This is a genomic window from Solirubrobacter soli DSM 22325 (genome assembly GCF_000423665.1).
In the GTDB taxonomy this organism is placed as follows: Bacteria; Actinomycetota; Thermoleophilia; order Solirubrobacterales; family Solirubrobacteraceae; genus Solirubrobacter; species Solirubrobacter soli.
The window spans coordinates 196,918-221,146 of sequence record NZ_KE384073.1; the positions used below are offsets into that span (position 1 = coordinate 196,918).

At 73.2% G+C, this 24,229-nt stretch carries 17 protein-coding genes; 10 read left to right on the forward strand and 7 right to left on the reverse strand.

Features of this window, described 5'->3' with window-relative positions:
* Nucleotides 1-2 precede the first annotated feature (2 nt).
* The 3 genes from hutU to hutI are packed head-to-tail and all read left to right on the forward strand — an operon-like array spanning nucleotide 3 to nucleotide 4,008.
* Nucleotides 3-1,646 carry a urocanate hydratase gene (gene hutU / locus G569_RS0141825; RefSeq protein WP_245602735.1) on the forward strand — a complete coding sequence of 548 codons (1,644 nt, stop codon included), beginning with the start codon at nucleotides 3-5 and terminating at the stop codon, nucleotides 1,644-1,646.
* 8 nt (nucleotides 1,647-1,654) lie between these two features.
* Entirely contained in the window at nucleotides 1,655-2,866 is a 1,212-nt protein-coding gene (locus tag G569_RS56170; protein WP_371683509.1) for a formimidoylglutamate deiminase, read from the forward strand.
* Nucleotides 2,866-4,008: an imidazolonepropionase gene (hutI, locus tag G569_RS0141835; protein ID WP_037503218.1), complete on the forward strand. Its 1,143-nt coding sequence runs from the start codon at nucleotides 2,866-2,868 to the stop codon at nucleotides 4,006-4,008. Before G569_RS56170 ends, hutI begins: the two co-directional genes overlap by 1 nt.
* Nucleotides 4,009-4,120: 112 nt before the next feature.
* Here hutI and G569_RS0141845 read toward each other — a convergent pair whose 3' ends face one another.
* On the reverse strand, nucleotides 4,121-5,029 hold the full coding sequence (locus tag G569_RS0141845; protein WP_028067827.1) for a LysR family transcriptional regulator: 909 nt from the start codon (nucleotides 5,027-5,029) through the stop codon (nucleotides 4,121-4,123).
* Between the two features lie 70 nt (nucleotides 5,030-5,099).
* Here G569_RS0141845 and G569_RS0141850 point away from each other — a divergent pair, with 70 nt between their 5' ends.
* From G569_RS0141850 to G569_RS0141860, 3 genes are read left to right on the forward strand one after another with little or no spacing between them, the layout of a single operon-like run.
* A complete protein-coding gene (locus G569_RS0141850; protein WP_028067828.1) occupies nucleotides 5,100-5,723 on the forward strand; it encodes a hypothetical protein in 624 nt (207 codons plus the stop codon).
* Between the two features lie 60 nt (nucleotides 5,724-5,783).
* Nucleotides 5,784-8,669 (forward strand): PKD domain-containing protein, encoded by a 2,886-nt coding sequence (locus G569_RS0141855; protein WP_028067829.1) that lies wholly within the window; start codon nucleotides 5,784-5,786, stop codon nucleotides 8,667-8,669.
* Between the two features lie 55 nt (nucleotides 8,670-8,724).
* Entirely contained in the window at nucleotides 8,725-9,678 is a 954-nt protein-coding gene (locus tag G569_RS0141860; protein ID WP_157592677.1) for a putative metal-binding motif-containing protein, read from the forward strand.
* On the opposite strand, the gene G569_RS0141865 is transcribed toward G569_RS0141860, so the two are convergent.
* Nucleotides 9,675-12,479, reverse strand: a complete 2,805-nt coding sequence (locus G569_RS0141865; protein ID WP_028067831.1) for a helix-turn-helix transcriptional regulator — start codon at nucleotides 12,477-12,479, stop codon at nucleotides 9,675-9,677. The two genes, G569_RS0141860 and G569_RS0141865, sit on opposite strands and share 4 nt — an antisense overlap.
* Before the next feature lie 14 nt (nucleotides 12,480-12,493).
* Between G569_RS0141865 and G569_RS0141870 the strand changes: the two genes are divergently transcribed.
* Nucleotides 12,494-15,856, forward strand: coding sequence for a protein kinase domain-containing protein (locus G569_RS0141870; protein ID WP_028067832.1), 3,363 nt, complete (start codon nucleotides 12,494-12,496; stop codon nucleotides 15,854-15,856).
* Here G569_RS0141870 and G569_RS0141875 read toward each other — a convergent pair.
* The 3 genes from G569_RS0141875 to G569_RS62080 are packed head-to-tail and all read right to left on the reverse strand — an operon-like array spanning nucleotide 15,853 to nucleotide 18,679.
* The gene (locus G569_RS0141875; RefSeq protein ID WP_157592678.1) at nucleotides 15,853-16,101 is read right to left on the reverse strand and encodes a hypothetical protein; all 249 of its coding nucleotides are present in this window, start codon (nucleotides 16,099-16,101) and stop codon (nucleotides 15,853-15,855) included. The two genes, G569_RS0141870 and G569_RS0141875, sit on opposite strands and share 4 nt — an antisense overlap.
* Before the next feature lie 11 nt (nucleotides 16,102-16,112).
* Nucleotides 16,113-18,047 (reverse strand): S41 family peptidase, encoded by a 1,935-nt coding sequence (locus G569_RS56175; protein ID WP_053227794.1) that lies wholly within the window; start codon nucleotides 18,045-18,047, stop codon nucleotides 16,113-16,115.
* A gap of 29 nt (nucleotides 18,048-18,076) precedes the next feature.
* Entirely contained in the window at nucleotides 18,077-18,679 is a 603-nt protein-coding gene (locus G569_RS62080; protein WP_053227795.1) for an RNA polymerase sigma factor, read from the reverse strand.
* A 314-nt stretch (nucleotides 18,680-18,993) separates the two neighbouring features.
* Between G569_RS62080 and G569_RS0141890 the strand changes: the two genes are divergently transcribed.
* A complete protein-coding gene (locus tag G569_RS0141890; protein WP_211233234.1) occupies nucleotides 18,994-19,668 on the forward strand; it encodes an FHA domain-containing protein in 675 nt (224 codons plus the stop codon).
* Nucleotides 19,669-19,717: 49 nt separating this feature from the next.
* On the opposite strand, the gene G569_RS0141895 is transcribed toward G569_RS0141890, so the two are convergent.
* Both G569_RS0141895 and G569_RS60200 read right to left on the reverse strand, forming a co-directional pair.
* A complete protein-coding gene (locus G569_RS0141895) occupies nucleotides 19,718-20,242 on the reverse strand; it encodes an RES family NAD+ phosphorylase (RefSeq protein WP_028067835.1) in 525 nt (174 codons plus the stop codon).
* On the reverse strand, nucleotides 20,239-20,838 hold the full coding sequence (locus tag G569_RS60200; protein WP_028067836.1) for a hypothetical protein: 600 nt from the start codon (nucleotides 20,836-20,838) through the stop codon (nucleotides 20,239-20,241). The genes G569_RS0141895 and G569_RS60200 overlap by 4 nt, the downstream gene beginning before the upstream one ends.
* Before the next feature lie 76 nt (nucleotides 20,839-20,914).
* Between G569_RS60200 and G569_RS0141905 the strand changes: the two genes are divergently transcribed.
* Together G569_RS0141905 and G569_RS60205 are read left to right on the forward strand one after the other, a co-directional pair.
* A complete protein-coding gene (locus G569_RS0141905) occupies nucleotides 20,915-21,520 on the forward strand; it encodes an ArsR/SmtB family transcription factor (protein WP_084286308.1) in 606 nt (201 codons plus the stop codon).
* 113 nt (nucleotides 21,521-21,633) lie between these two features.
* Nucleotides 21,634-24,228 (forward strand): bifunctional diguanylate cyclase/phosphodiesterase, encoded by a 2,595-nt coding sequence (locus G569_RS60205; protein WP_245602774.1) that lies wholly within the window; start codon nucleotides 21,634-21,636, stop codon nucleotides 24,226-24,228.
* The last annotated feature ends 1 nt before the right edge of the window (nucleotide 24,229 follow it).

The window sequence follows — 24,229 nt, forward strand, 5'->3', positions numbered from 1 at the left end:
CCGTGTCGACCATTCGTGCCGCGCGCGGCACAGAGCTCTCGTGCCTCGGCTGGCAGCAGGAGGCGGCGCTGCGGATGCTGCAGAACAACCTCGATCCCGAGGTCGCCGAGCATCCCGCCGAGCTCGTCGTCTATGGCGGCACCGGCAAGGCGGCGCGCGACTGGGCGTCGTTCGATGCCATCGTGCGCACGCTGAAGACCCTCAAGGACGACGAGACCCTGCTCGTGCAGTCCGGCAAGCCGGTCGGCGTCATGCAGACGCACGAGTGGGCGCCGCGGGTGCTGCTGGCGAACTCGAACCTCGTCGGCGACTGGGCGACCTGGGACGAGTTCCGCCGTCTGGAGGCGCTGGGCCTGACGATGTACGGCCAGATGACCGCCGGGTCGTGGATCTATATCGGCTCCCAGGGCATCCTGCAGGGAACGTATGAGACGTTCGCGGCGGTGGGGGAGAAGCGCTTCGGCGGCTCGCTCGCGGGGACGATCACCCTCACCGGCGGCCTCGGTGGCATGGGCGGCGCGCAGCCGCTGGCCGTGAGCATGGCGGGCGGCGTGTCGATCAACGTCGAGGTCGACCCGTCGCGGATCGCGCGCCGGCTCGAGACCCGCTACCTGGACGTCGAGGCGAGTGACATCGACCACGCGCTCGAACTGGCGATCGCCGCCCGCGACGCGCGCGAGCCGCTCAGCATCGGCCTGCTCGGCAACTGCGCCGACGTCGTCCCCGAGCTGCTGCGCCGCGGCGCGCCGATCGACGTCGTCACCGACCAGACCTCCGCCCACGACCCGCTCGCGTACGTCCCGCGTGGCATCGCGTTCGAGGACTGGGCCGACGAGCGCACGAAGCCGGGCGCGACCGACCGCGCGCGGGAGTCGATGGCCCGCCACGTCGAGGCGATGGTCGGCTTCCAGGACAAGGGCGCCGAGGTCTTCGACTACGGCAACTCGCTGCGCGCCGAGGCGAAGCTCGGCGGCTTCGAGAACGCCTTCGCGTACCCGGGTTTCGTGCCCGCCTACATCCGCCCGCTGTTCTGCGAGGGCCGCGGCCCGTTCCGCTGGGCCGCGCTGTCCGGCGACCCGGCGGACATCGCCGCCACCGACAAGGCGGTGCTCGACCTCTTCCCGGAGAACGAGTCGCTCGCCCGCTGGCTGCGGATGGCCGCGGAGAAGGTCCAGTTCCAGGGCCTGCCTGCGCGGATCTGCTGGCTCGGCCAGGGCGAGCGCCACCTCGCCGGCCTCGCGTTCAACGAGCTGGTGGCGAGCGGCGAGGTCGGCGCCCCGATCGTGATCGGCCGCGACCACCTCGACACCGGCTCGGTCGCCTCCCCGTACCGCGAGACCGAGGCGATGCTCGACGGCTCGGATGCGATCGCCGACTGGCCGCTGCTGAACGCGATGGTCAACGTGGCCTCGGGCGCGTCGTGGGTGTCGATCCATCACGGCGGCGGCGTCGGCATCGGCCGCTCGATCCACGCCGGCCAGGTGAGCGTCGCCGACGGCACCCCGCTGGCCGCCCAGAAGCTCGAGCGCGTGTTGACCAACGACCCGGCCACGGGCGTCATCCGCCACGTCGACGCGGGCTACGACCGCGCGTCCGAGGTCGCGGCCGAGCGCGGCGTCCGCGTGCCGATGGCCGAAGGCGAGTGACGCGCGAGGTGGGCGCGGCCGGCGAGGCGCGTGGGGTGGCCGCGGGCGGGCCGCGCGTGGCCTACCACGCGGACTTCGCCTGGCTCGGCGGCGACTCGGTCGTCGCCGACGTGCGGATCGAGGTCGCGGGCGAGCGCATCGTCGCGGTCACGCCCGGCGTCCCCCGCGACCGGGCGGTCCGGCTGCGCGGCGTGACGCTGCCCGGCCTCGCCAATGCGCACTCGCACGCGTTCCAGCGGGCGCTGCGCGGGCGCACCCAACGGGGTGGCGGGAGCTTCTGGACGTGGCGCGAGGACATGTACGCGCTCGCGCAGCGGATCACGCCCGACGACACCTACGCGCTCGCCAAGGGCACCTACGGCGAGATGGTCAAGGCCGGGATCACGACCGTGGGCGAGTTCGACTACGTGCATCACAGCGAGGCGCTGATCGCGGCGGCGGGGGAGGCCGGCATCCGGCTCACGCTGCTCGACGCCTGCTACGTCGCCGGCGGGTTCAACGAGCCGGTGAGCGGCGCGCAGGCGCGCTTCAGCGATGGCGACGCGTTCGCCTGGGCGGAGCGGGTATCGGAGATCGAGGGGGCCAAGGTCGGCGCCGCGATCCACTCCGTGCGGGCCGTTCCGGCGCGGCAGATGGACATCGTCGTCGAGTGGGCCGAGGGCAAGCCGCTGCACTTCCACCTCTCCGAGCAGCGCGCGGAGAACGAAGCCTGCCTGGCCGTCTGGGGCCTCACGCCGACACGCCTGCTGGCAGAGCACGGCGCGCTCGGACCGAACTCGACCGCCGTGCACGCGACGCATCTCACCGACGGCGACAAGGAACTCCTCAGAGAGACCACGATCTGCATGTGCCCGACGACCGAGCGCGACCTCGCCGACGGGATCGGCGACGCCGGGCCCAAGCTGAGCCTCGGTAGCGACAGCCACGCGATCATCGACCTCTTCGAGGAGGCGCGGGCGGTGGAGCTCAACCTGCGGCTCAAGACCGAGAAGCGCGGCCATTTCACGGCCGCCCAGCTGCTCCGAGGCGCGACCAACCACGCCAGCCTCGGCTGGGAGGACGCCGGCCGGATCGAGCCCGGCGCGCTCGCGGACCTCGTCACGGTCGGGCTCGACTCGCCGCGGCTCGAGAACGCCGAGCCGGACACGCTGCTCGAGTCGATCGTGTTCGCCGCGACCGCGGCGGACGTGACCTCCACGATCATCGGCGGCCGCCCGTGATGATCGACAACATCGGGACGCTGGTCACCAACGACCCCGAGCTCGGGACGATCAAGGACGCCGCCATCGTGTTCGACGGCGGCCTCGTCGCCTGGGCGGGTCCGAGTACCCAAGCGCCCGAGGCCGCCGGAACCACCCGCCTGGACGCCGAAGGCCGGGCCGTCATCCCGGGCTTCGTCGACTCTCACGGGCACCTCGTGTTCGCGGGAGAACGGGCCGAGGAGTTCGCCGCCCGGATGGAAGGCCGTCCCTACACGGCCGGCGGCATCAAGACCACGGTCGCCGCGACCCGCGCCGCCACCGATGAACAGCTGGGCGCGAACCTCGACCGCCTCATCAACGAGGCGCTCCGGTCGGGAACGACGACGGTCGAGACCAAGTCCGGCTACGGCCTCACCGTCCCTGATGAGCGCCGCAGCCTCGAGGTCGCGACCCCGCGCACCCGCGAGACCACGTTCCTCGGCGCCCACGTGGTCCCTCCGGAACACGACGCGGACGCCTATGTCGATCTCGTCAAAGGCGAGATGCTCGACGCCTGCGCGCCTCATGCGCGCTGGATCGATGTCTTCTGCGAGAGCGGCGCGTTCGACGGTGACCAGACCCGCGCGATCCTCGAGGCCGGGATCGCCAAAGGCCTGACGCCGCGCGTCCACGCCAACCAGCTCGGCCACGGTCCTGGCGTCCAGATCGCGTGCGAGCTGAACGCCGCCTCCGCGGACCATGTCACCCATGTCACCGACGACGACGTCGACGCCCTCGCGAGCTCCGGCACCATCGCCACCCTGCTCCCGGGCGCGGAGTTCTCGACCCGCGCCCGCTATCCCGACGCCCGGCGCCTGATCGACGCCGGCGTCACCGTCGCGCTCGCCGCCGACTGCAACCCCGGCTCGAGCTATACGACGAACATCCCGTTCTGCATCGCGATCGCGGTGCGAGAGATGGGCATGACCACCGACGAAGCGGTCTGGGCCGCAACCAAGGGCGGAGCATTAGCGCTCCGCCGCCACGATGTCGGTCATCTCGCGCCCGGCGCTCGGGCCGACGCGATCCTCCTTGACGCTCCGAGCCATATCCATCTGGCTTACCGACCGGGTGTGCCGCTTGTGACCGCCGTGTTCGTCGGCGGTCGACGAGCGATCTAGGTCCAGGTCGCCCGGGCCTCGGCCAGCGTCGGCAGCAGCAGCGAAGCGGAGATGGCGGTGGAGAAAGCGAGAAGCTTGACCTTGTTCATGGGACAAGCTTCGTCAGCACCGGTTACGTGCCGGTAATGCGGCGACTAAGCAGGGCCTCCAGCAGCGCCGCGAGCGCCGGCCGCTGCGCCGCGCCGCGCCGCAGGAGCGCGCTGATGTGGCGAAGGGGCGGCTCCGGAACCGCCCGCGCGTAGGCCACGCCCGCATGCTCGACGCACGCGAGCTCCGGCACCAGCCCCACGCCGATCCCGGCGGCCACGAGGCCGAGGATCAGCGTCGCGTCGTCGGCCCGGTGCGCGATGCGCGGGACGAAGCCCGCAGCGCGGCACGCCTGCTCGACCGCGCCGACGAACTGCGTGCCCGCGATCCCGCTGATCCAGGGAGCCCCGGCGAGGTCGGCGAGCGGGACGTGCCCGTCCGGGGCCGGGGAGGGACGCGCCGCGGCGGGCAGCGCCAGCAGCAGCGGCTCCGACAAGAGGACGCGCTGCTCCAGACCGCCGACGGGCGCTGCCGTCACGTCCTCGTAGCTCTCCGAGATCAGGAGGTCGAGCGCGCCGGAACGCAGGAGCGGGATGCCGTCCTCCGGCTCGTGCTCGCGCACCGAGCAGGTGAGCTCGGGGTGGCGCGCCGCGAGCTCGCCGACGGCCGGTGCGACGAGCCGCGCGCCGGCGCTCGGGAACGCGCCGATCACCAGCTCGCCGCGCACGGCGCCCTGCTCGGCGGCGAGCTCGGCCTCGGCCGCGTCGAGCTCCGCCAGCACTCGATCCGTGCGGGCGACGAGCCGATGTGCCGCGGGCGTGAGCCGGACGTTCCGCCCGTCGCGTTCGAGCAGCGCCATGCCCACCTCGCGCTCGAGCTGTGAGAGCGACTGCGAGACGGCCGAGGCGGAGTAGCCGACCGCGCGGCCGACCTCGGCGATCGTGCCGCGTCGTGCGAGCTCGCTCAGCAGCCGCAGTCGCCGGAGGTCGAGCATAAGCGCAGCTTACGCCGTGCGTTGCGAATCGGAGCTTGTGGTTGATGATCGCGCGGCTGACAATCGCGGCTTGACCGAGCAACGCTATGAACCACTCCCCGGGCTCGCCGAGCTCCCGTCCTGGCTCTGGCGCCGGACCGGCCCCGCCACCCGGGTCGTCGGCGGGCTCGCGCTCCTCGCGGCGATCGCCTTCACGGCAATCCTCGTGCCGGCGCTCCGCCACGACGCGCAGGCCCGCGCCGCGGCCGAGCGGCACGCCCGCGATCTCCATCACCGGCAGACGGTCCAGGCGCTGATCCGCGAGCAACGCCCACGGTTCGGGAGCTCGGACGCGACCGCCCGGCCGGCGATGCTCCGCGACCTGGAGGCCGCGATCCTCGCCGACGCGCGCGGGCGGGGAGCCTCAGCGGTCCGCGTGGAGTGCGAGCGGTTCCCGAAGACGGTCGGCGATCCGCCGCCCGAGCGCGATCCGCGCGTGACCAGCGGCAGCTACTCGTGTCTCGCCGTCACCGGCGAGATCGACCGCAGCGCGGCCACGGTCGGCGGCGCGCTCGGCGACCCGTACCGCGCGAGCCTCGACTTCACCGACGGCCGCTTCGCCCTCTGCAAGGTCGCCGGACGTCCCGATCCGATCCCGGACCCCGAGGTGACCACACCCCGAGCGTGCGCGGGTGGGCGGTTGTCCGCACCCTGAGCACCCGGATCCGGGTGTCGCCCGATGACCCGGGGGCCGCCAGACCAGAGGGTTGGCGGCATGAACCTGCTGAGACCAGCCCTGCTCTTCTGGGTGTGCGTGCTCGCCCTTCTGGGCGCCGCCACCGCCGGAGCACAGACCCCGCTCGACGCATCGTTCGAGTTCACGCCGGCCGAGCCGGCCGTCAACGAGCTCGTGACGCTGACCGACACGACGAAGAACCCCACCGGCGCGAAGCTCGAGTACGCGTGGGACCTCGACGCCGACGACGTCTTCGACGACGGCAACGCGATGGCGGTGACGACCGCGTTCACGACGCCCGGCGAGCATCGCGTGACGCTCCGCGTCAGGCGCGTCGGAACCGTCGTGGTGACCGACTCCGTCACCCGGACGATCGTGGTGAAGGAAGGCGGCGCACCCACGCCCACGCCCACGCCCACCGCGACGCCGGCGCCGACGGTGATCCACGCCCCGAAGATCAAGCTCCCGCCCGTCGCGCGGATCGACCAGCAGTGCGGCCCGCTGGGAACCACCCAGCTCTGCTTCGGCCCGATCGTCGGGCTCGACAAGCCGAAGACGTTCGACGCGACGCCCTCCTCCGACGACGGCCAGATCGTCCGCTACGAGTGGGACGTCGACGGCAACGGGGTCTTCGAGTCCGACACCGGCGCGAGCCCGAAGCTCGCCGTGACGCTCAAGGACGAGAAGCCCGCGACGCTGCGGCTCCGGGTCACCGACGACGACGGCCTGACCGGCGAGACGACGATGCCGCTGACCAAGCTCGAGCCGGAGTGCCAGGACTGGATGCGCGAGGGCCGGATCGTCGCCACCGGGCCGTGCCTGCGCCGCTACACGCTCGACAACGGCGTCCAGTACCGCTCGGCGTTCCCGCTCACCGTCAACGGCGTCACGATCGTCCCCCGCAACGGCAAGCGGGTGCTGCTCAACGTCCTCGGCTCGGGCCTGCTGCGGCGCTTGGAGATCATCGCCGGCGACGCCGTCGCGACGCTCCCCTTCCAGAACGGCACGGTCGAGCTGCAGAAGGGCGCGCTGCACTGGGTCGCGCGCAACGGCCGGCTCGAGAACGTCGCCTCGCTCGACGGCAAGCTGCTCAACGGCCTGCGCATCACCGGCGCGCCGGAGTACCTCGAGCTGCCCGCCAAGGGCACGAGCCGCACGAGCTTCTACGTGAAGCTGCCGGACGCGTTCGGCGCGCCCACGTCCGAGAAGCCGATCGTGCTGACGCAGCGCTCGACGGAGACGAAGATCGCGGGCGCGGCGAGCGCCGACGACGCGTTCAGCTTCACCGTCCCGAACGCCTCGATCGGCCCGATCGGCCTCGACACGCTCCTCGTCAGCTACGACGGCGAGGGCCTGTGGGAGATCGAGGCCAACGTCCAGCTCCCGGTGCTCGACGCCTACGTCGACGCCAAGGCCGGCATCTACAAGGGCGACTTCAACTACGCGGGCGCTGAGGTCGGCTTCGGCTCGCCGGGAGCCGGACCGTTCGGCCCCGTCTACCTGCAGCGGATCAAGTTCCGCGTCGAGGTCTCGCCCAAGAAGAGCGAGTGCGTGCCGCACCTGGGCGTCGAGAAGCAGGTGATCGGCACGCTCGTCTTCGAGACCGACTACGGCGTCCCCACCTTCGCGCTGTGCGGCGAGGTCGGCCTGACCGGCGGCCCGCAGGTGCTCGGCGCGAGCCTGATCTCGCTCGACGCCGGGCTCGGCATCGCCACCTACGACGACCGCCCGTCGGTCTTCCGCGCCTTCGGCGACGTCAAGGTGGCGACGATCCCGTTCGCCGACGCGACGTTCGAGGCCCACACCGACGGCTTCCTGAAGGTCGCCGGCAACTTCCGCTACGGCTGGGACGGCTTCGCGTCGATCCGCGGCTATCTGGAGCTCGGCGTGCTCGGCAAGAAGTTCAACGCCGAGGGTGGTGTCAAGGGCTGCCTGGACTTCGTCGACTGGTGTCGCGGCGTGAAGGCGCTCGTGTCCTCCAAGGGCATCGCGGTGTGCATGGTCATCGACTACGGCATCGACGACTGGCGCCCCGGCTTCGGCTACAAGTGGGGCGACTCGCTGCCGACGCCGTACTTCTCCGGCTGCTCGCTCGGTCCGTACCGCGAGCACCTGAACCGGGCGCGCGCCGCCGCATTGGAGGAGCGGGTCGTGACGGTCCCCGAAGGGCTGCCGGGCACCGCGTTCGTCGCCACCGGCGCCGGCGCCCCGCCGAAGATCACGCTCGTCGGCCCCAAGGGTGAGCGGATCTCGACGCCCGACGACCTGATGCCGGTCGAGGCCAAGCCGTTCCTGCTGATGAAGAACCCGCAGGCGAACATCACCCAGGTCGCCGTGCTCAGGCCCAGCGCGGGCGACTGGAAGGTGATCGTCGAGGACGGCTCCGTCCCGGTCACCTCACTCAAGGTCGCCGACGCGATCGCCAAGCCGAAGATCGACGTGCGGATCGCGCGCGACGGCGCGCGGCGCACCCTCGCCTACGACATCGCCAAGGACCCGTCGCAGACCGTCTCGTTCATCGAGCGCGGCCCGAGCACCTCCGGCACGATCGGCGGGGCAAAGCAGCTGTCCGGCGCGATCTCGTTCAACCCCGCCGGCGGCGCCGGCGAGAAGCGCGAGATCGTCGCGATCGTCGAGCAGGACGGCATGGTCACCGACCAGCTCGTCGTCGGCCACTACCGCGCGCCGAAGGTCTTCCGCCCGGGCCTCGTCCGGGGCGTGAAGACGAGCAAGCGCGGGTCCCGCCTGAACGTCTCGTGGCGCGCGGCGACGGGTGCCGAGCGCTACGTCGTCACGCTCACGCTCTCCGACGGCCGCCGGGTCGTCCGCCAGGTGACGAACCGCTCGCTCACCCTCCGCACCACCGCGCGCGCCAAGCGCGTGACGGTGCGCGCGATCACGGCCGACGGGATGCTCGGCCGCTGACCCAGTGCTCGCCGCCGCTCGACGGGGCGGCGGCGAGCTGGCATCCTGGCGCTCGATGCGGGCAGTGGTGGGGCTGTTGACGGTGGCGGTGTGTCTGGCGGCGGCGTCGAGCGCTGAGGCGTTCCGGTTCCCCGTCACGTGGGCGTACGGGAACATCGCCGACGATCCGTTCAACGACCCGGCCAACGGCGCGCCGCTCCCGCCGACGCAGGTCTTCCCCCGCGGGCAGGTCAAGGACGCGGGGACGCCGGACGGGTTCGCGGTGCGGATGACGATGACCGCGCTCGGGACCGCCGGCCAGGAGCTCACGTCGTACTTCGTGCGCGACGGCGAGGCCCAGTACCGGCCGATCGACCGCCGCCTGGACACGAGCCCGAACGCGATCGCGGCGATCCGCTACGACCTGTGCAAATCAAACGGCGAGTGCGCCCCGAGCCACACGATCACGCGCCCCGCGGCGCCCGCGCAGCCGGGAGCGACGCCGACGCCGACACCGACGCCCACCCCGCAGCCCTCGCCGCTGGTCGATCAAGACGGCGACGGCTATCCGTCGACCACCGACTGCTCGGACGTCAACAACACCGTCCATCCGGGGGCGCCGGAGATCCCCGGGAACGGGATCGACGACGACTGCAGCGGCGGGGATCAGCCCGGGAAGGTCGTCGCGACCGTGCGGAGCAAGTTCTTCGTGGCGACCAAGCACGCGAGTCCATCGGTCGTCTACCTGCGCGTGCAGGACGCGCCGCCCGGCGCACGCGTGGACGTGCTGTGCGGCGGGAAAGGCTGCCCGTTCAAACAGCGCATCAAGACGACCGACGCCAACGGCGAGGTGTCCTTGACCAAGCTGTTCAAGAAGCGGCTGCGGCCCGGGATCACGCTCGACGTGATGATCAGCATGCCGAACACGATCGCCAAGGTGTCCCGCTACCTGGTCCGGCGCGGCGACCTGCCGGCGCAGCGGAGCATGTGCCTGCCGCTCGGCGCGACCAAGCCGCAGAAACGCTGCTAGACCGCGTCCGAGCCGCGCGCGAACGCCGCCGCGACCTCGGCCCGCGAGGCCACGCCGAGCTTCGAGAAGACGTTGCGCAGGTGGGTCTCGACGGTCTTGACGGAGAGGAAGAGCTCTTCGGCGATCGCCGGGTTCGTGCGGCCCGCGGCGACGAGGGCGACGACCTCGCGCTCGCGCGCCGAGAGGGCGGCGAGACCCGCCGTGGCGTCCGAGGCGGCGCCGCGGCGGCGCGCCTGGTCGACGCGGTGGCCGAGCTTGCGCAGCTCGCGTCGCGCCTCGTCACGGACCGCGTGCGCGCCGCCCGCGTCCAGAGCGAGCTCGGCGTCGCGCAGCTCGCGGATCGCGCCGGTGCGGTCGCCGCCGGCGGCCAGGGCGCGGCCGAGCATGACCTGCGCGCGGCGGCCCTCGAAGACGACGCCCGTGACGGCGGCCAACTCGCACGCCTCGCGCGCCACGGCCGCGGCGGCCTCGGCGTCGCCGCGGGCGAGCAGCAGCGCCGCCCGCGAGCGCTTGGCCAGCACCGCGCCGAGCGGCCGCACGACCTGGGCCTCCAGCCGCGCGACGTGGCCGGCCGTCTCGTCCAGCCGCCCGAGGCCGATCGTCGTGTCGGTGAGGATGTCCCAGCCGATGCAGCGCTCGGCGGGCACGACCACCGGCAGCTCCTCGCCGCCGCACCAGCGCAGCGTGGTGGTGAGCGAGGCCCGGAAGTCCCCCTCGTCGGCCATGATCGTGGCCAGCGCCCAGCCCGGCTCGGACTCCCAGAGCACGTTGCGACCCGTCTCGTCGGCGAGCACGCGGCTCTCCTCCAGCGCCAGCCGCGCCGCTGCGCTGTCCCCGCTGTACCAGAGCGTCAGCCCGTACTCCCACAGCGCCCACGAGAGGTGGTGGTGGTTGCCTGACAGGCGCGCCGCGTCGACCGCGGAAGCGCCCGCCTCGCGCGCCTCGTCGATCCGCCCCAGCATCTCCAGCGGGAAGACCGACGAGAGCACCAACGGCACGATCAGCCGGTCCTGGCCGGTCGCGCGGCACAGCTCGATCCCGTGCCGCCCGTGCTCCAGCGCGGCGTCGTAGTGGTCGAGGAACGTCTCCGCCCACGCGAGATACCAGAGCGCTTCGAGGCGTTCGACGAGCTCGCGGTCGTCCAGCAGGGCGATCTCCGCCAGCGCGGCGTCGCGCGCCCGCTCGGCCTGCTCCAACCGCCCGTCGGCCGCCCGCACCAGGCTCAGCAGCGCCGCGCCCGTCGCGCGCGTCAGCCGGTCCGCGTGCACGAGCGCCTGCTCCGCCCACGCCGCGCTCGCCTCCAGGTCGAGTCCGTACAGCGCGTCGAACGCCAGCTCCAGCAGCAGCGCCGGCGAGTCGCCGACCTCGTTCAACGCCGCCAGCAGCCGCCGCCGCGCGTCCTCATGGCGCCCGAGCCAGTGCTCGGTGGCCGCGCAGCCGGCGACCAGCCGCAGATGCTCGGGCGAGCCGCGGTCGGGCGCCAGCACCAGCGCCTCCAGCAGCGCCCGCCGGCTCTCCTCCAGCCGCCCCGCCGCGGCCTCCGCGCCGGCGAGGTCCTCCAGCAGCGCCCGCCTGCGCTCCGCGTTCGGCCCCGGCAACAGCCGCAGCGCCGCCCCGTACCAGTGCGCGGCGCTGGCGGGCGTCTGCGGGCGCACCGCGTCGCCCGCGGCGCGCAGCAGCGCGATCGCGCTCTCATCCCCGTGCGAGGCGGAGAACTGCACGTGGTGGGCGAGCTGCGCCGGCGCCGCACCGCGCGCCTCCAGCGCGCTCGCCACCCGGGCGTGCGCGGCGAGCCGCCAGCCGCCGCCCGCGCTCTCGTACACCGCCCGGCGCACGAGCGGGTGCCGGAACGCGAACTCCCGCGGGACTCGCGTCTCGCGCACGAACCCCGCGGCCAGCAGCCCGTCGAGCAGCTCCAGAGCCTCACCCACGTCCAGCGAGGAAGCGGCCGCGGCCAGGTCCGGCTCGAACGGGTCGCCCGCGACCGCGGCGCCCTCCAGCAGCCGCCGCGCACTCGAATCGAGCGCCCGCAGCTCGCCCCGGATCGCCTCGGTCACGGTCGTCGGCAGCACGTCGCCGCCCGCGCGCACCAGTTGCTCGAGGTAGAACGGGTTGCCGCCGCTCTCGCGCAGGACCGCGTCGCGCTGGGCGGGCGGGACGTCGGGACCGATCAGCTCGAGCGCGTCGCTCGGGTCGAGCGGCCGCAGGTCCAACCGCACCACCGTCCCGTCGCGCTGCGCCCCGTTCAGCGCCTCCGCCAGCGGTGGCGGGATCTGCGCGCGGCGCATCGCGACCGCCACCAGCACCCGCGCGTCCGGCGCCCGCCGCAGCAGCGCGACGAGCAGCTCGAGCAGCGCCGGGTCGGCGTCGTGGACGTCGTCGAGCGTGAGCACGAGCGGCCGCGTCGCCGCCAGGCGGCCGATCAGCTCGATCACCGCGCGGTGCGCCCGGTAGCGCTCGGCGGCGAGCATCGGCGCCTGCGGCGCCTCGTGCTCCAGCGCCGGGAAGATCCGCGCGAGCTGGGAGTGCTCGAGCCCGCGCAGGCGCGTGTCGTCGAGCGTGCGCAGGTGCGCGTCGAGCGCGTCGACCAGCGCGCCGTACGGGAGCTCGCGCTCGAACTCCGCCGCCCGTCCCGACAACACGAGCATCCCGCGCTCGCCCGCGTCCTCGCGCAGCGCTCGCAGGAGCCGCGACTTGCCGATCCCCGGCTCGCCCGCCACCGCGACCACCGCCGGGGCACCGTCCTGCAGCTCGCCCATCGCGGCGCGCAACCGGGCCAGCTCGCGTTCTCGCCCGATCACCGCACGATCCTCTCATGCAGGCCGCGCGCGCGTATAGTCGCGCCAAGCTGAGCCCGGACCCGCGACCCACGATCGAGGAACCGACGGCGCGGTTGTTCGCCGGCCGGTACCGGATTCACCGCGACCTCGGTCGCGGCACCTCCAAGACGGTCGTGCTCGCCTACGACACCAAGCTCGACCGCGAGGTCGCGCTGTGCCTGATCGGCGGCGAGCGCGAGCGGGTGGAGCGCGAGGCCAAGGTGATGGGCCGCCTCGGCGAGCACCCGCACATCGCGACGATCTACGACTGGGGCGAGGACGAGGGCCTGGTGTACATGGTCGTCCGCCACCTCGCCGGCGGCTCGCTCAGCGCCACAGGGCCGCTCGGGATCGACACCGTCCGGCGCGTCGGCCGTGACATCGCCGACGCGCTCGCCCACGCCCACGCCCACGGGATCGTCCACCGCGACGTCAAGCCCGACAACATCTGGCTGACCGCCGACGGCACCGCGACGCTCGGCGACTTCGGTCTCGCGCTCGCCGCGGGGGAGGAGCAGGCGGCGACGATCCACGGCACCGCCCACTACCTCTCGCCCGAGCAGGCGCGCGGCGCGCCCGTCGGCCCTCCCAGCGACCTCTACTCGCTCGGCGCGACCCTCTACGAGGCGCTCACCGGCGAGCCGCCGTTCAAGGGCGCGGACACGCGGACGCTCGCCGCCCAGCACATCTCCGCCGAGCCGCCGCCGCTGCCTGAGGCGTTCGGCGAAGTCGCCACGCTCGTCCACGCGCTGCTGGCCAAGCGGCCCGAGGATCGCCCCGACGCGACGGCGGTCCGCGAGGCGCTCGGCGGCGCGCCCGGGCCGGCGCTGTTCGGCCGCGACGCTGACCTGGCCGCGCTCGAGCGCGCGTTCGCCGCCGCCGACAACGGCCACGGCGGCCTCGTCGGCATCGCCGGCGAGCCCGGCAGCGGCAAGACCCGGCTCGCCCGCGCGCTGGCCGAGCGGGTGGATGCGACGGTCAGCTGGGGCCGGTGCGTCGAGATGGAGGGGGCGCCCGCGTTCTGGCCGTGGGCCGAGGCGCTGCGCGACCTCGAGCCGGCGGGTCTGCCGTCCGAGGCACACCGGATCGTCCCCGCGCTGACCGTGCCCGCGGCGACCACGGCCGAGGCGCGCTTCGCGCTCTTCGAGGCGATCGCGGGTGTCCTGCGCGGCGCCGCCGCGCAACGCCCGCTGCTCGTCGTCATCGAGGACCTGCAATGGGCCGACCGCTCCTCGCTCGCCCTGCTCGAGCACCTCGCGCCGCTGCTCGGACGGCTGCCGATCCTCGTCCTGGTCACCTACCGGCCGGGGGAGGCGCGCGAGGCGCTGCGAGCGATCGAGCATGAGCGGCTCGAGTTGCGCGGGCTCGGCCTGGAGGACGTCGGCCGCCTGATCGAGGCCGCGTCCGGGCGGTCCGCGAGCCCGGAGGTCGTCGCGGCCATCCACCGCCACACCGGCGGCAGCCCGCTGTTCGTGGGCGAGGTGGTGCGGATGGGCGACCTCAACGACCTCACCACGGTTCCCAAGCGCGTCATCGACGTCATCGGACGCCGCCTCGAACGGCTCCCCGCTGAGACCGTGACCGCGCTCCAGGCCGCCTCGGTGCTCGGGCCGGAGTTCCGCTCGGAGACCCTCGCGCGGATGCTCGCGACCGACGTCGACACCGTCGAGGAGGCGCTCGACGCCGCGGTCGAAGCCGAGCTCGCGGGCGCGCCCACCGACGGCGGCGACCGCTGGCGCTTCGCCCACGCGATCGTGCGCGACGCCGTCCTCGCCGAGCTGCCGAATCGCCGCCGCCGCGCCCTGCATCGCGCCGCGGCGGAGGTCCTGGAGGCCCGCTACGACCGCGGCGGCGAGGTCGACGTCGCCGAGCTCGCCCTGCACTTCTACGAAGGCGCCCGCGCCGCCGAGGCCGAACGCGCGATCCGCTACGCGCGCGTCGCCGCCGAGCAGGCGCTGCTCCTGCTCGCGTTCGCGGACGCGGCGGCGCACTACGAGCGCGCGGTCGCGCTCACGGAGCGCCTGGAGACCCCCGACGCCGAGACCACCTGCGAGCTGCTGCTCGCGCTGGCCGCCGCCCGCACCGGCGCGGGGCAGAGCGAGGCGGGGCGGGCGGAGTACCGGCGCGCGGCCGAGGTCGCCGAGCGCACGCGGACCCCTGAGCTGCTGGCGCGGGCGGCGCTGGGCTTCGCCGAGTGGGGCCCGTACGGCAAGGTCCATCACGAGGCGGTCCGGCTCCTCGAGCGCGCGCTCGATCGCTTGCCCGGCGAGGACGCGCCGCTCCGCGCCGCCGCGCTCGGCCGGCTCGCGGTCCGCCTGGACCCGCGCGCGGACCAGCCGCGCCGCGAGGCGCTGATGGAGCAGGCGCTGGCGATGGCGCGCCGGCTCGGCGACCACGACCTGCTCGTCCTGCTGCTGGGCATCAGCCCGCTGGTCAATTGGCGGCCGCAGTCGATCGCGCTGCGCCGCGAGCACACGGCCGAGGTGATCGCGCTCGCGCAGGCGGGCGAGCGCCAGGGCGCGATGTGGGCCCGGATCATCCGCGTCACCGACGCGCTCGCGCTCGGCGAGCTGCGCGAAGCCGACGCCGAGCTGGCGGCCTACCTGCGCCTGTCGGACGAGCTCGGCCGCATGTACTACCGCTGGTACGGGCTCGTGCTGCGCGGCGCGGTCGCCGCGTTCCGCGGGGAGCTGGAGACCGCCGACCGGCTCGCCGAGGAGGCGATCGCGACGATCCGGCCGCACGACGCCGACTCCGAGCAGGAGTACAGCGTCCAGCGGCTCGTGCTCGGCGTCCTGCGCGGGGAGCCGGACCGCGTTCCCGCCGACGCGCTGACGGGCTTCGCGGATCGCTTCGCCGAGCTGCCGTTGTGGCCCGCGCTGCTCGCCCGCCACGCGCTGCTCACGGGCGACGACGACCAGGCCCGGCGGCTGCTCGCGCGCTTCGGCGACTTCGAGCGCGCCGACCGCGACCCCGACCGGCTCGCCGCGCTGACGCTGCTGGCCGACGTCGCGGCCGGCGTCGGCGACCGTGCCGCCGCGCACGCGCTGTACGCGCGCCTGGAGCCCTACGCGGACTGGAACATCGTCATCGACCGCGCATGGGGCCTCCTCGGCTCGGCGGCCCGGCCGCTCGGCCGCCTGGCGGCGCTGACCGGGGACACTGCCCGCGCGCACGCCCACTTCGAGCGGGCGCGCGAGCTCAACGCCCGCTGGCACGCGGACCCGTGGGTGCTGCAGACGCTGCTCGACCACGCCACGGCGCTGCCCGAGGCGGCGCCGCGCCTGCGCGCCGAGGCCCTCGCCTCGGCGCGCGCACTCGGACTGCCGGCGCTTGCGCGCCGCGCCGCACGCCTCTAGTCGTTGCCGACGCCACCCCAGCGGTCGGTTCCCTCCTGGATCTCGCTCTCGAGCCGGATCAGCCCTGCCTTGAGCTCGCCGTCGAGCTCACCCCCGTGCGTCCCGGTCTCCTTCTCGAAGGCGATCGCGTCCTTGACGATCGCGCGGAAGCCGTCCAGCGCTTCGTGGAAGTGCTGCGCCATCGCCTTGCGCACCTCCTTGACGTCCATCGTGTCGTAGCCGGGGAACGGGACCTTGGCGGCCATGGCCTTCTCTTTCACTTGGGGGTCTTGGACTTTGCGAGGAAGCGTGCGATGGGCCCGCCGGCCTCCGCGACGGGGCCACCGCCTTCGTCGAAGCCGAGGATCTCGAGCTTGGCGCCGAAGTCGCCGGTGACGTCCAGCTTCGTGGTCGCTCCCGCCGGGTCGACCACGATCGATGCCGACACCGGATGACCGTCGACGTACGCGTCGATGCGGGTCAGGCGCTCGGTGGTGATCGTCAAGCGCTTGGCGCCGCCGTCGACGGGCTCGGCGAGGACGTCCAGCCGGCAGGGCGGGCGCGAGTGGTGATGCAGGATCGAGACCGCGAACGCCAGCAGGTCGCGGTTGCCGTCCAGGACGTCGGCGCGGGTGCGGTCGTGGCGCTCGTCAGGAGTGATCCCGAACTCCTCGACCGGGACGCCCGCGGATCGGTTGACGCGCAGTGTGCGCCGCAGCGCGACCCGCATGTCGGTCCCACCCGGGAGCGCCCTGAGTCCCGAGTCGCCGCCGCCCACGCCGAGCAGCCGGCCGTGGTTCCAGACGTTGGCCCCGCCGGCGCCGGTGTTGGCGTCGAGGCCGATGACCTTCCCGATTCCGTGGTCCTGGAAGCCGGCGGCGAAGATGTCGGTCGTGCTGTAGCAGAGCGCGTCGACCAGCAGGACGACGGGGCCGTGGTAGCGCTGCCCACGGATGTTGCACGCGAACGCGTGCGCCGGCTCGAGCGGCTGCTGGTCCGAGTAGACCTCGGCGGTCTCGATCGCCCGTGTCAGCGACGGCCTGAACGCGCTGATCTCGGTGCTCGACGAGGACAGCCGGCGGGTCGCCGGCGTCGTGCGGACCTGCATCGGCTCAGGCGTGATCTTGCGCACGGTGAAGACCTGCAGGAGCAGCTCTCCGGCCGCGATCGCCCCGCCGCCGTTCCCGCGGACGTCGAGGATCAGCCCGTCCGCGGGGAGGCCGGTGAGGATGTCGCAGACCTCGTTGACGAACGCCTCCGGGTCGAGCACGGCGAAGCTGCGGATACGCAGGTGCCCGACCGGGCGGCCGTCGACGTCGATCGTGCGCCATTGCAGGGCGTCGGCGAACGGCTTGCGCGAGAGGAACGGCGGCTCGAGCTCGGGCTCCTCGATCCGCCCGCTCGCGCCGAGCCCTGCGCGCCGCCGCCCCGGCTCATCGGCCACCAGCTCCGGGAAGAACCGCTGCTTGGAGGACCGGCGCACCTCCTCGCCGACCGCGTCCACGCCCAGACCCTTGACCCGGTCGGGATCGGTCGCCTCGAGCGTGTCGTAGGGGATCACGCGCCATTTGCACGTGACCGTTCCGGGTGTGCCGCTTTCGTCGGAGAACTCGACCCGGACGGTCGCCTCCTGCGGCGCGGGCGAGACCGCGAGCGGGCGGTCGGTCATCGTCGCCACGCCGCGGGCGTGACGGGCGGCCGGATTGCAGCCGCTCTGGCGGTCGGCGTTGTTCTCGATCGCCCGCCGGACCGGGAGCCCGTTCCAGGTCGTGATCACGACGCCGCGGGCGAGGGGCGCCCCGGAGCGCTCGATCGTGAGCCGCTCCCACTCGCGCTCGACGTACTTGACGACGACATGTGCGCCGGCGTCGTCGAAGTACTCCTCGACGCTGAACGGCAGGACCGCCGCGCGCTGGTGGAAGTGGCTCGGCAGCTTGTAGACGGTGTGCAGGTCGCGCACCGAGCGAAAGATCGCGAGCAGCTCCTCGTGGAAGGCCTGGTCGTCGTCGGCGAAGTCGTCCAGCGACGCCTCCAGCACGCGCAGTCGCTGGACCGGGTCGACGCCGTACATCGACCGCTTCAGCGCCAGGTGGACGTAGTAGTCCTCGAAGAGCCGCAGTGCCTGGCCGACGACCACGCCGCGCTCGGTGCCCGTCAGCGGGGTCGCCTCCGCCAGGAACTGGTCCAGCTCGACGATCTTCGGCTCGGGCACGTGCGGCGATCCTTCCAGCAGTCGTTCGCTCAGTCCAGGACGGCCGCGGCGAGCTCGTCGTCGTCCCGCAGGCGCGCGATCGCCCGCCCGCGGGTCGGCCCGATGCTGCCGATGGGCATGCCGAGCGCGAGCGACACCTCGGCGTAGGTCGGCTCCGGGTCGGCCAGCAGCACCCGCATCAGCGCCTGCTCCCGTTCCGTGACGCGCTCGAGCGCCCGCGCGAGGGCGGTCGAGCGCTCGTGGCCGTCGAGGACGTCGAACGCGGTCGGCTCGACGAGCTCGGACTCGAGGGCCCGCCGCGCCTTGGCCTCGCGCTGGTTGATCGAGATGTGGCGCAGGCACTCGCGCCGGGCGGTCGTGTTGAGCCAGCCGGCGACGCTCTCCGGGTCGCGGAGCCCGCCGAGGTGCTCGAGCGCCCGCAACCAGGTGTCCTGGACGATGTCGTCGGCCTCGTGCGAGGTGAAGCGGTGGCAGCGGGCGACGGTGGCGATCCGGCGGGTGAAGCGGCGGAACAGTTCCGCCCAGGCGAGCGGGTCGCCGCCGGTGGCGGCGGCGACGAGGCCGCCGAGGCGCTCGGCCTGGGCGGAGGCGAGGGAGCGGGCGACGAGGGGGGAGGAGTAGTGGCCGGGCATGGCAGCGACGATCCGCCCGGGCGCCCCGCGCTCCCAGTCCCCCTGGGCGTGGCGTGCACGCCGCCCAGGGCAGTGCGAGGTGGCAACGCCTCCACCCAGGGGGAGTCGAGGGTGAGTGGCGATCCCCCTCGGAGCCCGTTCAAGCATTCCGGTGCGCCCGCCGCGGCACAGCCGCAGCGTCTCGCACCACCCACGCTGCTCACGGCCCAGAGGGCCGCGTCGCGAGCGCGGGCGGCGCGAGCCACTGGCGGCTGCACCACATCGGTCGGACCGACCATGCTCCAACGAACTCCTGTGCCCATACGATGCGCTGGATGTTCGAACTGCAGTCGGTGGGCGAGTTGCAGGCGCGGCTCGAGGCCGAGCGCTCCGGCGTGCCGTTCCTGCTGTTCCGCGACGGCGAAGGCCGCCAGCACCTGGTGCGGCTGCCGGAGGCCGGCGAGGTCGTCATCGGTCGCGACCCCGACCACGGGATCGAGCTCGCGTGGGACCCGCAGGTCTCGCGCGTGCACGCGGTGCTCGAACGGATCGGCGGCGTCTGGACCGTCGAGGACGACGGGCTCTCGCGCAACGGGACGACGGTCAACGGCGTCCCGCTCAACGGGCGTCGGCGGCTGCGCGACGCCGACGTGCTCGGCTGCGGCGGCGTCAGCCTGCAGTTCCGCGCTCCCGAGGCGGGCGGCGTCGCCGAGACCTTGAAGGCCGACGCCGACGGGCCGGACCCGAGCGGCCTCACGCCCGCGCAGCGCCGCGTGCTGGTCGCGTTGTGCCGGCCGCTGCGCGACGCGCCCTACGGCGCGCCCGCGACGAACAAGCAGATCGCGGCCGAGCTGACGATCAGCGTCGACGCCGTCAAGACGCATCTGCGGCGCATCGCCGAGCTGCTCGAGCTCGGCGAGCTTCCGCAGAACCGCAAGCGCGCCGAGCTGGCGTGGAAGGCGCTCAGCGCGGGCATCGTGACGCCGCGCGAGCTCCTCTCTGACCGCTGAGGACATCACGGTTCTGGAGCGCGGCCCGAGCGGCGGTGATACGCCGCCGTCAGAACAGCAGGCCGACGCCGGCGCGCATGGCGACCCGCTCCGCGAGGTCGAGGCCCGGCCCATGGTCGAGCGCGAGCGGGCCGTCGACGTGGTGCAGGAAGTGGACGCGGTCGCCGAACAGCACGATCGCGTCCTGGTCCGCGAACCGGCGCGACGCCCAGACGATGCCGTCGGCCTCGGGAGTGGCGTCGTGCAGCGCCTCGGCGGCATCGGCCGTCGAGCCGTAGGCCGACGCGGGCGCGTCGAGCAGCGCGCGGTCGTCGACCGCGATCAGCCGCAGCGCCCTCGGCATGGACAGGCGGCTGATCCGGCGGTCGCGCAGCGCAGCGCGCGGGAGGTCGGAGCCTTCGGGTACATCGTGGAACAGGGCCTCCGCGATCGCGGTGTCGGCATCGAGCGCCGCGTAGAGCGTGGGGGTGACCGGCCGCCCGTACGGCAGCCGCCGCGGCGCGTCGAACTCGACCGGGGCGAAGCGCGCGTGATGGACGCGCACGAGCGTGGTCCCGGCGGGCAGCGTCCTCACGTCGGCCGGTCGTGGAACGCCGCCGCGGCCGCTACCACCGCGTCGGGATCCTCGTCAAGGACATCCAGCGGACAACGGTCACCCAGCCATCCCGTCTTCGTCGTGAACCACAGCGCCTGCTCCCAGTCTCCGAGGCCGGCGTCACGCAGATGGGACAGCACGTCCCCGATCGGCACGCGCGGATGCGCTTCGGCGTCGAACTGGAAGGCGGGGAAGACGACCTGCCCGTGCCAGTCGACCCCGACGATGCGGCCGGCGGCTCGCCAGGATGACGCCAGAGCCGACCGGTTGGTTGCCTTCGATCCCGCTCTATCGGCCACTTCGGATGCTGTCCACGCGCCATGTTCACGCAAGCATTCCTGACGGGCGTCAGCCGTCCGGTGGGCGTGCCAGACTGCCGAGAGCGGGGGAACGCCCGGAGGCAAGAGCGCGTCGACAACGCGCTCGAGCTGGCCCGTGCGCGCCGCCGTCTGCAATTTGGCCCTGACAGCGGCGATTCGCGCTCTTTCCGGCGCGGTACCGGTCCGTGCGGAAAGCGTTTGCTCGATCGCCTCGAGCTCGGAGATGATCGATTTGAAGCCCAGATCGTCCATCATTTGCCTCAATGCCCTGTTCGCGGACCAAACGGCAATTCCATTTCCTTAGGTTTGTGAATTAGTCTGGGTCCTGACCATGCCCACCATTTCACCTACCTCATCCAGTAATGGACAGCGTCCTGCGGGGGAAACCTCGGAGGCACGCATCGCGAAGGCTCTCGCTCATCCGTTGCGCGCGCGTATCTTGCAGCGGCTCGGTGAGCGTGTGGCCAGTCCCGGGGACCTCGCGGTGGAGCTGGGCGCTCCGCTGGGGGTCGTCTCCTATCACGTGCGGATGCTGCGCGACTATGACTGTGTCGAGCTTGTCCGGACGGAGCCGCGCCGTGGCGCGTTGCAGCATTTCTATAAGGCGACGGCTCGCCCGAACCTGGATGAGGGGCAGTGGCGCACGCTCCCGTCGGGGTTGCGGCGTGAGCTGGCGGGCGAGACGATCGCCGACCTGGTCGCCGATCTCGGCACGGCGGCCGATGCGGGCAAGCTCGACGATCCGGACGTGGTGCTCTCGCGGACGCCGTTGGAGCTGGACGAGAAGGCGTTTCGCAAGTTGAACAAGTTGATGGCCAAGACGCTGGATCAGGCGTTGGCGATCGCGGCTGAGAGCGCCGGCCGCAACGAGGGTTCGGACGACTCGGTGTTCCCGACCGAGCTCGGCCTGCTGCACTTCAAGCGCGCCGAGGGCTAGCCCGAGACGAAGGCCCCGCTCGGCGCGGGGCCTTCGCTCAGATCACGCGGTCAGCCGGAAGCGTCAGCACGCGGACGCGCCAACTCGGCTCAAAGATCGGCGCGGTGCTGCCGATGCAAGCGCGAATGCTCTCCCGCCGCCGCGTCCCGCTGCTCGCTGTGTTCGTCGGCGCGCTTGCGAGCCTGGCCGTTTCGCTGGTCGCCTTCCACGCCGACCGCGCGAGGACCGCGGCCCGTGACAGCGAGGCCCGCGCCCAGGCCGCCGGCGCGCTCGAGGTGCTGACCGCCGGCCTGGAGAGCCGCGTCGTCGACGTGCGCAGCCTCTTCGTCTCCAGCGAGTCGGTCAGCGAACGCGAGTACACGGGCTTCACGACCCCGATGGTCGGCCTCGGCCGCGCCAGCAGCATCAACTGGCTGCGCAAGGTGATGCCCGCCGACCGGGCCGCGGTCGAGCGCGAGCTCGGCGTGAAGATCACCATGCTGGCTCCGGACGGCCGCCTGGTCGCGGACACGACGCCCGGGCCGGTCTTTCCGCTCCGCTACGGGACGCGGGGCGTCCGCGCTCGCTCCCTGGTCGGCTTCAACGCCTTCACGAGCGGCGATCGCCGCGCGGCGATCGAGCGCGCGGTGGCCACCGGCCGGCCGGCCTCGACCGCGCTGATCAGGCTCGCCACCGGCCGCCGGCCGGGGTTCGTGCTGTACGTCCCGGTCTACAAGCCTCCGGGACGGCACCTGATGGAGGACGTCGTCGGGGTCGTCGCCGGGGCGTTCAGCATGGAGGATGCCCGCACGGCGGTCCTGCGCGCGGTTCCGCCCGGGACCGGGGTGCGCGTCCGGCTCGAAGGCGACGAGGTCCTGGACCGGGGAGCCGTCGACCCACGCGCGCCGACGACCAGCTTCAGCTTCGCCGGCCGCACCTGGTCGGTCCAGAGCCGCGCCGCCTCCGGCGGCGGGCTCCGGCTCGGCCCGGTCACGCTGGCCGCCGGCATCCTGCTCATGGTCCTGCTGCTCCTCGCCAACTGGGCGCGCTCCAGTCGCCGGTTGCTCGACACCGGCCGCCGCGACCGCGACCGCGCCGAACGGCGGTTCCTCGACACGTTCGCCTCCGCGCCGATCGGCATGGCGCTGATCACCCCCGCGGGGGAGATCATCCGCGTCAACCGGGCCTTCAGCGACCTGCTCGGCCGCCCCGAGGACGAGCTCGCCGGCGGGCACGCCCCGAGCGTCATCCTCGCCGAGGACCGGGCGCGCGGCAGCGAGCTGTTCATCGAGGCCGCGGCCCGCCCAGGCGACGCGGTCGCCGGCGACATCCGCCTGCACACCGCGGCCGGCGTGCGCTGGACGGAGAGCCACGTGACGTACCTGGCGGGCGAGGGCTTGCTGTTGATCCAGGCGATCGACATCAGCGACCGCCGCGAGTTCGAGGACCAGCTCGTCCATCAGGCGGAGCACGACTCGCTGACCGACCTGCTCAACCGGCGCGGGTTCCGGCGCGTCGTCGCCCGCCACCTCGCCGGCGACACCGCGGGCGGCGCGATCATGCTGCTCGACCTCGATCACTTCAAGGCGGTCAACGACCTCCACGGCCATCGCGCCGGCGACCGCGTGCTCGAAGGCGCCGCGCGCGTGCTGCGCGACTGCGTGCGCTCCGAGGACGCCGTCGCGCGCCTCGGCGGCGACGAGTTCGCCGTGCTGCTGCCGCATGCCGACGCCGAGCAGGCACGCGCCGCGGCCGGCCGCCTGCTCGAAGCGCTGGCCGACCACGGGACCCACGGGATCTCGGCCAGCGTCGGCGTGGCGATGCTGGCGGTGGACATGCGCGGCCCCGACGACGCGCTCGTCGCCGCCGACCTCGCGATGTACGACGCCAAGGCCGCCGGGCGCAACCGGTACGCGTTCTTCGACGAGCACGCCACCGCCCCGTCGGCGACGCGTGACCGGCTCGAGTGGGTCGAGCGCATCCGCGCCGCGCTCGACGAGGACCGGCTCGTGCTGGCGGCGCAGCCGATCCGCTGCGTGCGCTCGGGCGAGGTCGTCCACCACGAGCTCCTGCTGCGCATGCGCGACCACGACGGCCGCGAGATCCCGCCCGGGGCCTTCCTCGGCGTCGCCGAGGAGTTCGGCCTGATCGGCGAGATCGACCTGTGGGTCGCGCGTTCGGCGATCGCGATCCTCGATCGCCACCGCGACCGCAACCTCGTCTTCCACGTCAATCTCTCCGGGCGCTCGCTGGGTGAGGAGACGCTGCTGGCCTCGATCCGTGACGAGCTCGAGCGCACCGGTGTCGACCCGTGCTCGCTGGTCTTCGAGATCACCGAGACCACCGCGGTCAGCAGCCTCGAGGAGGCGCGCGTGTTCGCCGTCGCGCTGACCGAGATGGGCTGTCGTCTCGCGCTGGACGACTTCGGCGCCGGCTTCAGCTCGTTCGTCTACCTCAAGCAGCTGCCGTTCGACGTGCTCAAGATCGACGGCGAGTTCGTCCGCCAGTGCACGACGACCCCCGCCGACCGCGTGATCCTCGAGTCGCTCGTCCACACCGCCGCGGGCCTCAACAAGCGGACCGTGGCGGAGTTCGTCGAGGACCAGGAGACCGAGGACCTGCTGCGCGAGCTCGGCGTCGACATGGTGCAGGGCTACCACGTCGGCCGTCCCGTCGCCGTGGACGAGGCGATCGCGGCCGTGCAGACGCATCAAACCAGCTTGATGTAAT